General features: G+C 55.3%; 14 protein-coding genes. 1 reads left to right on the top strand and 13 read right to left on the bottom strand.

Going from position 1 to position 12,367, the window contains the following annotated elements; genetic code table 11:
• Positions 1–5: 5 nt before the first annotated feature.
• From sdaAB to GHH_RS05475, 3 genes are all read right to left on the bottom strand, one after another.
• Positions 6–668 carry an L-serine ammonia-lyase, iron-sulfur-dependent subunit beta gene (gene sdaAB / locus GHH_RS05485; RefSeq protein WP_015374394.1) on the bottom strand — a complete coding sequence of 221 codons (663 nt, stop codon included), beginning with the start codon at positions 666–668 and terminating at the stop codon, positions 6–8.
• Between the two features lie 73 nt (positions 669–741).
• Positions 742–2,412, bottom strand: a complete 1,671-nt coding sequence (locus GHH_RS05480) for a DAK2 domain-containing protein (RefSeq protein ID WP_015374393.1) — start codon at positions 2,410–2,412, stop codon at positions 742–744.
• A 17-nt stretch (positions 2,413–2,429) separates the two neighbouring features.
• Positions 2,430–2,792 carry an Asp23/Gls24 family envelope stress response protein gene (locus tag GHH_RS05475; RefSeq protein WP_015374392.1) on the bottom strand — a complete coding sequence of 121 codons (363 nt, stop codon included), beginning with the start codon at positions 2,790–2,792 and terminating at the stop codon, positions 2,430–2,432.
• Between the two features lie 228 nt (positions 2,793–3,020).
• Here GHH_RS05475 and rpmB point away from each other — a divergent pair, with 228 nt between their 5' ends.
• On the top strand, positions 3,021–3,206 hold the full coding sequence (gene rpmB / locus GHH_RS05470) for a 50S ribosomal protein L28 (RefSeq protein WP_011230681.1): 186 nt from the start codon (positions 3,021–3,023) through the stop codon (positions 3,204–3,206).
• A gap of 89 nt (positions 3,207–3,295) precedes the next feature.
• On the opposite strand, the gene spoVM is transcribed toward rpmB, so the two are convergent.
• The 10 genes from spoVM to def all read right to left on the bottom strand — a co-directional run bounded on the left by spoVM (position 3,296) and on the right by def (position 12,355).
• The gene (gene spoVM / locus GHH_RS05465) at positions 3,296–3,376 is read right to left on the bottom strand and encodes a stage V sporulation protein SpoVM (protein ID WP_011230680.1); all 81 of its coding nucleotides are present in this window, start codon (positions 3,374–3,376) and stop codon (positions 3,296–3,298) included.
• Positions 3,377–3,457: 81 nt separating this feature from the next.
• Positions 3,458–4,108 carry a thiamine diphosphokinase gene (locus tag GHH_RS05460; RefSeq protein WP_013145787.1) on the bottom strand — a complete coding sequence of 217 codons (651 nt, stop codon included), beginning with the start codon at positions 4,106–4,108 and terminating at the stop codon, positions 3,458–3,460.
• A 108-nt stretch (positions 4,109–4,216) separates the two neighbouring features.
• On the bottom strand, positions 4,217–4,873 hold the full coding sequence (rpe, locus tag GHH_RS05455; RefSeq protein WP_013145788.1) for a ribulose-phosphate 3-epimerase: 657 nt from the start codon (positions 4,871–4,873) through the stop codon (positions 4,217–4,219).
• A gap of 2 nt (positions 4,874–4,875) precedes the next feature.
• Positions 4,876–5,757, bottom strand: coding sequence for a ribosome small subunit-dependent GTPase A (gene rsgA, locus GHH_RS05450; protein WP_015374391.1), 882 nt, complete (start codon positions 5,755–5,757; stop codon positions 4,876–4,878).
• A 4-nt stretch (positions 5,758–5,761) separates the two neighbouring features.
• Positions 5,762–7,732 carry a Stk1 family PASTA domain-containing Ser/Thr kinase gene (gene pknB / locus GHH_RS05445; protein ID WP_015374390.1) on the bottom strand — a complete coding sequence of 657 codons (1,971 nt, stop codon included), beginning with the start codon at positions 7,730–7,732 and terminating at the stop codon, positions 5,762–5,764.
• 5 nt (positions 7,733–7,737) lie between these two features.
• The gene (locus GHH_RS05440; protein ID WP_033006246.1) at positions 7,738–8,487 is read right to left on the bottom strand and encodes a Stp1/IreP family PP2C-type Ser/Thr phosphatase; all 750 of its coding nucleotides are present in this window, start codon (positions 8,485–8,487) and stop codon (positions 7,738–7,740) included.
• A gap of 5 nt (positions 8,488–8,492) precedes the next feature.
• Positions 8,493–9,590, bottom strand: a complete 1,098-nt coding sequence (gene rlmN / locus GHH_RS05435) for a 23S rRNA (adenine(2503)-C(2))-methyltransferase RlmN (protein ID WP_011230674.1) — start codon at positions 9,588–9,590, stop codon at positions 8,493–8,495.
• A gap of 4 nt (positions 9,591–9,594) precedes the next feature.
• Positions 9,595–10,929, bottom strand: coding sequence for a 16S rRNA (cytosine(967)-C(5))-methyltransferase RsmB (rsmB, locus tag GHH_RS05430; protein WP_015374388.1), 1,335 nt, complete (start codon positions 10,927–10,929; stop codon positions 9,595–9,597).
• On the bottom strand, positions 10,916–11,875 hold the full coding sequence (fmt, locus tag GHH_RS05425; protein WP_015374387.1) for a methionyl-tRNA formyltransferase: 960 nt from the start codon (positions 11,873–11,875) through the stop codon (positions 10,916–10,918). The genes rsmB and fmt overlap by 14 nt, the downstream gene beginning before the upstream one ends.
• Positions 11,876–11,881: 6 nt before the next feature.
• On the bottom strand, positions 11,882–12,355 hold the full coding sequence (def, locus tag GHH_RS05420) for a peptide deformylase (RefSeq protein ID WP_015374386.1): 474 nt from the start codon (positions 12,353–12,355) through the stop codon (positions 11,882–11,884).
• Positions 12,356–12,367 lie beyond the last annotated feature (12 nt).

Below are 12,367 nucleotides of genomic sequence, written 5' to 3'. Positions count from 1 at the left end.
TCTTTTTAATCCACAAGCTTCGCCACTTGAATGATGTTCGGCAGCTGCTCTAATTCTTGAATCAGATCATCGGTCAACGGCTGGTCGACTTCGATCGCCATGAGCGCCTCTTTCCCTTTCTCCTTGCGCGACACTTCCATGTGGCCGATGTTGATCTTCCACTTCGCCAACACGGAAGCCACCGCTCCAATCGTCCCGTACCGGTCGTTATGCATAATGAGCAGCGCTGGATGATGGCCGGACAGCTTCAAGGCAAACCCATTCAATTCGACGATTTCGATTTTGCCGCCGCCGATCGAAATGCCGACGAGCTCAAGCTCGCCTTCATCATCGCCAATCCGCAGGCGTGCCGTATTCGGATGATGCGGAACCGCCTCCTCAGCGGAAAACGACACATCCACACCTTCCGCTTGGGCGATCTCAAGCGCACTCGGAAGACGTTCATCGAACGTGTCAAACCCAAGCAACCCGGCGACAATGGCAACATCGGTGCCATGCCCCCGATACGTTTCGGCAAATGAACCGTAAAACGAAATGCGCGCCCACGTCGGCTTTCGGCCAAACAACTTGCGCGCGACTAAACCGATGCGCACCGCCCCGGCCGTATGTGAACTTGACGGCCCGACCATCACCGGGCCAATGATATCAAAGACGCTTTTGTATTTCATCTCCGCTATTCCTCCACAAAACAGAAAAATAAGAAAAATAGAAGGGAATGCTCCCTTCTATTATTCTAACATATTATTCGACGGAAATGATAAATGGATACAGCGGCTGCTTTCCGTTATGCACTTCCACTTCGACCCCGTCATGTTTCGTTTCCAAATAGGCAACGACTGTTTCCACATCGATCTCCGTTGCGTCTTCGCCGTACAAAATGGTCACGATTTCGCTTTCTTCATCAATGAGCGCATCAAGCAGCCGCTTCGTTACGGTGAGTTTGTCTTTGTCAGCGGCAATAATGCGGTCATCCCATAACCCCATGTAATCGCCCTTTTGAATCTCGATGCCGTCAATCGTCGTATCGCGCACGGAAAATGTCACTTGCCCCGTTTTCACTCGCGACAGCGCCGCCGTCATCGCCCGCTCATTTTGCTCGGCCGATTGCGCCGGATTGAACGCCAAGAGCGCCGCCAGACCTTGCGGAACCGTTTTCGACGGGATGACGACAACCCGCTGTTCGGAAAGCTCCGCCGCTTGTTTTGCCGCCATTACAATGTTTTTGTTGTTTGGCAGCACAAACACCGTTTCCGCGTTGGCGAGGCGGATGGCGTCAGCGATTTCTTCCGTGCTCGGGTTCATCGTTTGCCCACCTTCAATGATGGCGTGGGCACCGATGCTCCGAAACAGTTCAGCCACGCCAGCGCCCATGGCGACGGCGACGATGCCGTACGGCTTTGCTTCCTCTTTGGCAACACCAGTCAGCGTTTTGGCCTCCTTGCCGACGATGTTGGCATGTTGTTCGCGCATGTTTTCAATTTTAATATTGATCAAGCTGCCGTAGCGTTGACCGTATGTCAGCACCTCACCCGGCGTTTCCGAATGGATGTGCACCTTAACAAGCTCGTCATCCGCGACAACAAGCAACGAGTCGCCGAACTGGCTTAACTCGCGGCGGAACGTTTCTTCGGAAAACGGGTGCTCGGCCAGCTTTTCCGGCTCAAAACGGACCATGAACTCCGTGCAGTAGCCAAACTCGATCTCATCGGTATGAATATGACTTTGCGCGCTTTGATGGTGCACCATTTTCACTAAATCGTCCATCCGCGCCTCAGCGCGTGCGGCGCTCACGATTTCTCCTTTCAGAGCAGCAAGAAACCCTTCATAGATGTATACGAGCCCTTGACCGCCGCTGTCGACGACACCGACTTCCTTTAAGATCGGGAGCAATTCGGGTGTGCGCTTAAGCGCCGCTTTCGCCTCGGCGAGCGCCGCTTCCATCACGGCGATCACGTCGCGTTCTTTTTTTGCCGCCTCCACCGCCTTGCGCGCCGCTTCTTTGGCAACGGTGAGGATCGTCCCCTCAACCGGCTTCATCACCGCCTTATAGGCTGTGTCCACCCCCGCCTGCAAAGCGGCGGCGAATTCGAAGCTGTTCACCGCTTGTTTGCCTTCGACTGCCTTGGCAAATCCGCGGAACAGCTGCGACAAAATGACGCCGGAATTGCCGCGCGCCCCCATCAACAGCCCTTTCGCCAGCGCCGCGGCGACGTTGCCGATATGGTCGGAGGCATTCGCCTTCACTTCTTTCGCCCCGGACGTCATCGACAAGTTCATGTTCGTTCCTGTATCGCCATCTGGAACCGGAAAGACGTTCAGCGCATCGACCGTCTTGGCGTTGTTCGCCAAATGTGCGGCCCCTTGCTGCACCATATCGGCAAATCGTCTTCCGTCAAGCGTCCTCATTGTCACCGGCTAACTCCTCCTTACTACGGGTTTGACACCCGAACCCCTTGAACGTAAATATTGATCGACTGAACCGCCAGCCCGAGCGTCTGATCGAGCGTGTACTTCACTTTCGACTGCACGTTATGGGCAACTTCGGAAATTTTCGTTCCGTAGCTGACGATGATGTACATATCGATATGTATCTCGCCGTTTTCTTCGCGGACAATAACCCCTTTGGAAAAATTCTCCCGGCGCAAAATTTCCGACAGCCCATCGCGAATTTGGTTTTTCGACGCCATTCCGACAATGCCGTAACAATCGACGGCTGCTCCCCCCGCGATCATCGCAATGACTTCATTGGCGACTTCGATGCGCCCGTATTTCGTTTGCCATTCAATCGACATGCTCGTTCCCCCTTTGCGTATCTCGCACAGCTACCCCTATTGTACTATAACGCTTTCTGTTTTCAAAGCGCTTCCCGTCCGCCCACTAGTATTATTTAGCCGAAAACTGAAATAGATGTCAAGGACAGTTTCTTGAAAGAAAACCGCACGTCTATTGCAATCCCTACGGTTGTATGGTAAATTATAATAGTGTTTTTAGAGGGATGTGAAAGCAAGGAGGGAAAAACGATGGCGAAGTGCTTCATTACCGGCAAGAAGAAATCGTTCGGCAACTCGCGTTCGCATGCCATGAACGCCAGCCGCCGCACATGGAAAGCCAACTTGCAAAAAGTGCGCATTTTAGTTGACGGCAAACCGAAACGCGTCTGGGTTTCGGCGCGCGCGCTGAAATCTGGAAAAGTGAAACGCGTCTAACGGCCTAACGAAAAGAAGCCGCCCCAAAAGGTTGCAACCCTCCTTTTGTTCGGCGGCAACAAAAAAGCACCAAAAATGGTGCTTTTTTCTTATCCTTTTTTAAATGCGTTCAACACCGCCCGCACGATTCCGCCTAAAAATCTCGGCAGCTTGATCGTATAAAACTTCATCCCGATTCCCTCCTCACACCGATCATCACGAGCTTCCCGCCATTTCCTTATCCATTATATTCCGTCATAAGCCAAGCGCGACTACGGGCAGCCGGCAAAATCGCTGCTCCTTATCATCATTAATATGCCTTCTGAAAACGAAAAAGTACCGGAAGATTGGATAAGTTCATTACTAATACATAATGTCGAACCGCGGGAAATATGACAGTTTGTTAACGGATATTTAAATCCCATCAGCGTAAGTTCTGCCACCGTTTCGGAAATCGGGATGTATGACACATAACGGTATCGATCGTCGCGCGCGACCGTATGCACGCCGGGCAGATGGACGGTGAGCACGTTTTGCCGGTCGATGAGTTCAATGGGCCGCCCGGCGTACTTTAACAGCAGCTCAACGTTGCCAAACAAATGGTCAAGCCGCCCGCCGGTCGCCCCAAACAGACGGATGGCCCCATCTGTCTGCCTAACCGCCCAGTCAAGGGCGATCTCCATATCCGTTTTGTCTTTTTCCGCCGGCCAAATGTCAAGCTCCGGCAGCATCTCCCTTAGCCGCTTGACCTCCTCAGCCGGCAAGGAATCAAAATCGCCAAACGCCCGCACCGGGCGGAGTCCGAAATCCAAGAGCGCTTTCGTGCCGCGGTCGACGCCGACCCACTGCACATCGCTCCCATCATACGAGCGCAAATCGGGAAGAAGGTGGGGCGGACCGCCGCCGACAATATGAATCAACACATGCGTTTCCCCCTTTCGGCAAGGGCCGAGGCAGCCATCTTCCGTTCTTTTCTTTGCTCTCATCACCCTGCGGCTCAATAAGATGGCAAAAGCGGCGCTGCCTTTTGGCTAGTTGGCGCACGCTTTGCGAAGCGTGCGAATAGCGGCGGCTCGATCCCGTTCATTGTAGATGGCCGAGCCGGCGACAAGCACGTTCGCTCCGGCTTCCACGCAAAGCCGCGCCGTTTCCGCATTGATGCCGCCGTCGACCTCAATATCGACCTCTTTGTTTTGTTCACTGGCCATCCGGGCGACCTCACGGATTTTTGGCACGACCGCCGGAATGAACGCCTGTCCGCCAAACCCTGGATTGACCGTCATCAACAAGACGAGATCGACATCACCGATCACATGGCGGATCATCTCGACCGGTGTATGCGGATTGAGCACCACCCCGGCTTTGACGCCTTGTTCTTTGATAAAATGAATCGTCCGATGCAAATGCACGCACGCCTCAACATGGACGGAAATCACATCCGCGCCCGCTTTCGCAAACGCCGGAATGTATCGGTCCGGGTCGGCGATCATCAAATGGACGTCAAGCGGCAGCTTCGTCACCGGTCGAATGGCGGCCACGACCGGCGGACCGAACGTCAAATTCGGCACGAAATGCCCGTCCATGATATCGACATGAATCCAATCCGCCCCGCCTTCCTCGACCGAACGAATTTCCTCAGCCAGGCGGGCGAAATCGGCTGATAAAATCGATGGCGCAATTCGAATCATGTTCAATACCTCGGCTTTCGTTCTTTCATTTCGGCAACAAAACTAACGTAGTGGTCATAGCGGTACGATGGAATCTCCCCGGCCTCGACCGCCTCACGCACAGCGCATTTCGGCTCGGCGATATGAAGGCAGCCGCGGAACTTGCACCCTTCCCCGTACATCCGGAATTCCGGAAAATAATGCGGCAATTCATCAAGCTCGATCTGGTCGAACTCAAGCGCGCCAAACCCTGGGGTGTCGGCGACAAGTCCACCGGCGACCTCAAGCAGTTCGACATGGCGGGTCGTATGCTTGCCGCGCCCTAAATGGGTGGAAATGTCGCCCGTTTTCAACCGCAAATCCGGACGGAGCGCGTTTAATAAGGACGATTTGCCGACGCCGGACTGCCCGGCGACGACGGAGACGCGGCCGCGAAGGCGCAACGCCAGTTCATCGAGGCCGCCCTTGGTCACGGCTGACGTTTCAATCACGTCGTAGCCGATGCGCCGGTAATCATGCACGTAGCGGGCGATCTCTTCTTTCGATTCGCCATCTAACAAATCGATTTTGCTGATGACAATGATCGGCGCGATGCGTTTCGATTCAACCAAGACAAGAAAGCGGTCGAGCAGCTTGGCGCTGAAGTCCGGGCTTACAGCCGAAAAGACTAAAATCGCCTGTTCGACGTTGGCAATCGGCGGCCGCACAAGCTCATTTTGCCGCTCGCCAATCTCCAAAATATAGCCTTCCGTTTCGCTCGTCGCCTGAAAAACGACGCGGTCGCCGACGAGCGGCGTCACGTTTTTCTTGCGGAACACACCGCGCCCGCGGCATTGGAACACGCGGCCTTCGGACAAGACGTAATAAAATCCGCTTAATGCTTTAATGATTTGTCCTTCCGCCATAGCCTCACCCCTTTTTTTCGTTATGTTCTGGGTACGGGATCGATCCTTCCTCTTTGACGACATTGTTGACAATGACGCGGTAATAAGCGGTCTCCCCATATGGAATTTCAAACTCGACCATCTCGGTCGCTGGCGCCGTCAGCCGGTATGTTTTGTATGGCGTTGACATATTGTGGTTGGCATCTTGGATGTAAAGCTGAGCTTCAACCATTTGCCCCGGCATCGCCGGTTCATACGGGATCATAATCTCTTTCACTACCGTTTTGGACGGCTTCGGCTCGGGCCCGCGGGAAATGACGACCGTGATGGTTTCCCCTTTTTTTACCTGCTCGTTCGCCGCTGGAGTTTGCGAAATGACAAGCCCTTCTGGCACCTCGTCCGAATACTCGTACTTCACGTCAATGCGCAACCCTTGATCCGCGCCGTAGTCGCGCACGCTTTTTTCCGTATAGCCAGTCAAATCTTTAACGGTGACCTTCTCCGGCCCGAGGCTGACGGTAAAGATAACTTCCGTTTCATCAGGCGCCACTCGATCGCCGGCGTACGGGTATTGATCCAAAATCGTCCCTTCCGGCTTGTCGCTGTGGCGGCCATTGCGCGTAATGCGGGTGAATCCTTCAGCGCGCAGCTCCTCCTCCGCCGCAGCAATATCATCGCCAATGAAGCTTGGAAATTCGATTTTCTTTTTTCCAATGCTTTTATAAATGATGACGCCGGCCCCTTTCTTCACCGTCATGCCGGCTTCCGGATCGGTGCGCACGACTTTTCCTTCTTCGATTTGATCATCTTCCACATCAATCGTATCTTTGATTTCCAAACCGAGCGACGACAGCTGTTCAACAGCGTCATCATAGTTTTTGTTGACCACGTTCGGCATCGTCACTTCTTTTGGAAAAATGAGGTCCGGAATCCATGTGACCGCGCTGACGCCGGCAGCTCCAATGAACAGCAAGGCAGCCACAAGCCAGGCAATCCATACCCGTTTCCGCTTTGGTTTCGGTTCGCCCGTCGTATGAACCGGTTCGCTCGTTTTTTCCTCGTACACAAGCGTCTCTTGCTCCAACGCCGCGCTTTCCGCATGTTTGATCATCGGAATGGCTTTCGTCGCTTCCTCATCGTCATCGGGTATGGTAAATTTCGGCTCGTTGCGCCGCCTTGGATCCAGCGCTGTCCGAATGTCCTCGTTCATTTCGCGCGCGGATTGGTAGCGGTAAAACGGGTCTTTCGCCGTCGCTTTTAAAATAATATTTTCGACGCTTTGCGGAATGTCGGGGTTCCACGCCTTGGGCGACGGCGTTTCCGCCTGCAAATGCTTCAGCACGATCGAAACGGCCGATTCGCCGGAAAACGGCAGCCGACCGGTGACAAGTTCAAACATGACGATGCCAAGCGAATAAATGTCCGACTTTTCGGTGGCAATGCCGCCGCGCGCCTGCTCCGGCGACAAATAATGGACCGAACCGAGCACCGAGTTGGTCTGCGTGATCGTCGTGCCGCTCATCGCCACAGCGATGCCGAAGTCGGTCACTTTCACATTGCCGTGCTCATCAAGCAAAATGTTTTGCGGTTTAATGTCGCGATGGATGATGCCGTTCTCATGGGCATGGGCGATCGCTGATGTCAGCTGGTCCATAATGCCAAGCGCCCGTTCGACCGGAAGCGGAGCGTGCTGCTGGATGTATTGCTTCAGCGTCGCGCCGCGCACATATTCCATGACGATGTAATAGACGCCTTCCTCTTCGCCGACGTCATAAATGGAGACGATATGTTCATGGTTTAAGCTCGTCGCCGCTTGCGCCTCGCGGCGGAACCGTTTGATGAACTGATCATCATTGGCAAAATCAAGGCGGAGCACTTTCACGGCGACATCGCGCTCCAAAATGATGTCGCGGGCCAAATAGACATTCGCCATGCCGCCGCCGCCGATAAGGCTGATGATTTTATAGCGGTCATTCAATCGCTTTCCAATGAGCACGCCGATCACCCACCTTCACGTTCCGCTGAAACATCGATGACCGCCAGCGAAATGTTGTCTTCTCCGCCCCGCCCGTTGGCGAGCTCAATAAGCGCCTCCGCCTTCTCTTCCAGCGTGCCGGCACCCGTCAAAATATGTATCATGTCCGCTTCCGGCACTTTATTGGACAACCCGTCCGAACATAACAACAACATGTCGCCCTCGTCGAGCGCCACTGTTTTCACGTCGATTTTCACCGCCGGTTCCGTGCCGAGCGCCCGCAACAGCACGTTTTTGCGCGGATGATGCTCAGCCGCTTCTTTCGAAAGCTGCCCGCTTTTGACGAGCTCATTGACCAACGAATGGTCGTCGGTCAGCTGCTGAATTCCGCTTTTGTTGAGCACGTAGCAGCGGCTGTCGCCGATATGGGCAACCGTCGCAAACGAATTAGCGCAAACGGCGGCGACGACCGTCGTCCCCATTCCTTGACATTCCGGGTGGGAAAGGGCATGGCGAAACAGTTGTTCGTTCGCCGACGCAATTTGCGTCTTGAGCCATTGCTCCGCCTCAGCCGGTGAAGCAAGGCCACTCTCTTTCTCCCATCGCTCCTGCAAATACGCCACCGCCATGGAACTGGCTACATCACCGGCGCGATGACCGCCCATCCCGTCAGCGACAACCGCTAAATATTGGCCGCTTTGATTGACAAATACGCCGCCATTGTCTTCGTTATGTTCGCGAATTTGGCCGATGTCAGTTCGGAAAACGGCTCGCATCCGATTCACCTCGTCTCCTCTTTTCGCTCCTTCGCGCGAAGCTGTCCGCAGGCGGCATCGATGTCGTGTCCATGTTCGCGGCGAATGGTGACATTGATCCCATGTTTTTTCAACGCCCGTTCAAAGGCGAAAATTTGGCTGCGCGGCGTGCGCACATAGTTGCGCTCCGGCACGTAGTTAACCGGAATCAAATTCACATGGCATTTCAGCCCTTTAATCAGCTCGGCCAACTGCTCGGCGTGCTCAAGCTGGTCGTTCACCCCGCCGAACAATCCGTACTCGAACGTCACGCGCCGGCCGGTTTTTTCAATGTAATACCGAACCGCCTCCATGAGCTTCGGCAGCGGGTACGCTTTATTGATCGGCATGAGTTTCGTCCGCAGCTCATTCGTCGGTGCATGCAACGAAATGGCGAAGTTGATTTGCATTCCTTCATCGGCAAACTGGTAAATTTTTGGGATGATGCCGCTGGTGGAAACGGTGATATGGCGGGCGCCAATGTTCAACCCTTTTGGGTGATTGACGATGCGCAAAAACTTGATGAGCGCATCGTAGTTGTCGAACGGCTCGCCGATGCCCATGACGACGATGCTGCTGACGCGTTCATTCGTGTCATCGAGCGCCTTTTGCACTTGCACGACTTGGGCGACGATCTCGCCCGCCTCTAAATGACGCTTCAGTCCGCCGAGCGTCGAAGCGCAAAACGTGCAGCCGATGCGGCAGCCGACTTGCGTCGTGACGCACACCGAATTGCCGTAGTTATGACGCATGAGCACCGTCTCAATCGAATAGCCGTCATGGAGCTCAAACAAAAATTTGATCGTTCCGTCTTTAGAAGTTTGTTTGACCACGGTTTTCAACGTCGTGATCGAAAACGATGACGCTAGCTGTTCGCGCAGCCGCTTCGGCAAATTCGTCATGTCGGCAAAATCGGTGACGCGGTTTTGATACAGCCACTCGTAAATTTGTGTGGCCCGAAACGGCTTTTCGCCTTGAGCGACAAGCCATTCCTTCAATTCGTCTAGCGTGAGCGAATAAATCGATGGCAACGGAGGCTGCGTTTCGCCGACAGAGCGGCGGGCAGCCGGACGAACCATTTCCATGCTTTTACACCCTCTTTCGCAGTCGGGCGATAAAAAACCCGTCAGAGTCAAAATGATGCGGCAAAAGCTGCAACATGCCGCCTTTCACATGCGGCCGCACCGGTTTCGGCATCCGCTCGGCAAGGCTGGCGTCGAGGAAAAAGTCCGGATGATCCGCTAAAAAGCGGGCGATGGCTTCTTCATTTTCCTCGCGCTCCACCGTGCATGTGCTGTAGACAAGCGTACCGCCTTTTTTCAAAAGCGGGGCGGCCGCCCGCAAAATGGCTTGCTGAATCTCGACAAGCGCGGCGATGGCGTCTTTCCCTTTCGTATATTTGATCTCCGGTTTGCGGCGAATGACGCCGAATCCAGTGCACGGCGCATCGACCAAAACGCGGTCAAACGATTCCGGGGCAAACCGCTCGCCGAGCCGGCGGCTGTCAAGGGCGAGCGTCGCAACGTTGTCAAGCCCGAGCCGCTTGGCCTGCTGTTCGATCAGCATTACCTTATGTTCGTGGATATCAACAGCAACGACCTCGCCGCGCCCGCCCATCCGTTCGGCGATATGGGTCGTTTTCCCGCCCGGCGCCGCGCAGCAGTCAAGCACCCGCTCGCCGGGGGCTGGGTCAAGCGCTCGAGCGACAAGCATTGAGCTTTCATCTTGAATCGTCAGCCAACCGGCGCGAAACGTCTCCGTATGAGCCAAATTCCCTTTTTCCGCCCGGATGGCCTCCGGAGCGACATGGCCAGGGATTGCCTGCATCCCTTCAGCGCGCAGCCGCTCAAGCGCTTCTTCGACAGTCGCACGCAGCCGGTTGACGCGGGCCGTTGATTGCGGCGGGCGCAAATTCGTCTCGCACATGCGCGCCGCTTCTTCATAACCATATTGCTGGATCCAGCGCCGAACGAGCCACTCGGGATGGCTGGTGGCAAGGGCGAGCCGCTTGCCCGCGTCATCAACCGCCTCGATCGACGGCAGCCCCTCGCGGCCGATGGCCCGCAATACGCCGTTGACAAGTGAAGCAATGCCGCGATGGCCGCGCCGTTTGGCGATTTCAACCGCTTCAAAGACGGCGGCGCGGTCGGGAACACGATCCAAATACACCATTTGATACAGCGTCAACCGAAGAAGCACGCGCACCCACGGCTCAAGCCGGCGCGCCTTGCGCAAAAACGGCGCCAAATAATAATCGAGCGTGTCGCGCCGTTGCACCGTGCCGTAGACAATCTCGGTCAACAGCGCCGCATCGCGCCCGTCAAGGCGTCCTTTTTGAATGGCTTCGTTTAATTGCAAATGACTGTACGCTCCTTTTTGTTCAATGGCTAACAGCGTATCTAAAGCAAGTTCACGTACGTCCATGATCCTCTCCTAGCTTCATGCCGACCGAAAGACGGCTGCCGGCGCCGCGCAAAAATTCGCCCGCCGCCATCCGTTTTTTTCCGGCCGGCTGCAATTCGGTGATGCGAATGGCTGTCTCATTGCCGGTGGCCACGACAATGCCGTTTTCCTCAAGCGCCAAAATCGTGCCCGGCGGCGCCGAACGGGGCGCCGGCACTTTTTCACCCCACCAAACCTTCCAAATGTGCCCATCCTGCGTTGTATACGTGACCGGCCACGGATGGAAGGCGCGAATATGGTTGTAAATGGCTTCGCCGGGCTGCGTCCAATTGATCCGCTCCTGCTCGCGGCGAATGTTCGGCGCATACGTCGCTTTCTCCTCATCTTGCGGAACGGGCGTAATGTTTCCTTCCAATAAAAGTGGAAGCGTTTCTGATAGTAGTTTAGCCCCGGCGGCGCTCAATTTATCATGGAGCGTGCCGACCGTATCCGTTTCGGCAATCGGCACTTCGACTTGCGCTAACATGTCGCCGGCGTCCAACCGCTCCACCATATACATGATCGTGACACCCGTTTTCGTTTTCCCTTGCCAAATGGCGTAATGGATCGGCGCCCCGCCGCGCAGCTCGGGCAGAAGCGAGGCATGGACATTGATGCAGCCGTATTTTGGTGCATCAAGCAGCGCTTTCGGCAAAATTTGCCCAAACGCCGCCGTGACAATCAAATCGGGCGCAAACGCCAACACTTGTTCGTATTGCTCCGGCTCGCGAATTTTTGTCGGCTGCAGCACCGGGATGCCGCGGCGCTCCGCTTCCACTTTCACCGGGGGCGGAACGGGCTCGCGCTTCCGCCCTTTTGGCTTATCCGGCTGGGTGACGACCGCTGCAACGCGGTAGCCGTCATGAAGAAGCTGGCGCAAAATCGGCACGGCAAAGTCAGGTGTTCCCATAAACACAATGTTCGTCATTGGCATCTATCCTTCCAATTCTTCAAGATCGCAATACCGAATCACTTTCGACGTAAACAGCACACCGTGCAAATGGTCGATTTCATGTTGCAACGCGCGCGCCAAAAAACCGGTCGCGGAAAGCGTAAACGGGCGGCCGCGCCGGTTTTGCGCCCGCACTTTCACAAATTTCGCGCGCGGCACTTCGCCAAACAAGCCGGGAAAGCTCAAACAGCCTTCCACATCCACTTGTTCGCCGCGCGCCTCGATCACGACCGGGTTGATGAGCTCGATCCGACCGTGTTCATCACCGACATCGATGACGGCGATCTGCTTGGCGACGCCGATTTGCGGGGCAGCTAGGCCCACCCCGTCAGCGGCAAGCATCGTTTCATACATATCGTCAAGCAGCCGCCCGAGCCGACGGTCAAACGCCGTCACCGGCGCGCACGGCTGTTCCAAAATCGGGTCAGGATACGTGACAATCGACAAAACAGACAACGTCATTCCCCC

The organism is Geobacillus sp. GHH01 (assembly GCF_000336445.1).
Lineage (GTDB): Bacteria > Bacillota > Bacilli > Bacillales > Anoxybacillaceae > Geobacillus > Geobacillus zalihae.
Note: the sequence above shows the minus strand (reverse complement) of the source record. Positions and strands in the feature narration are given on the sequence as shown.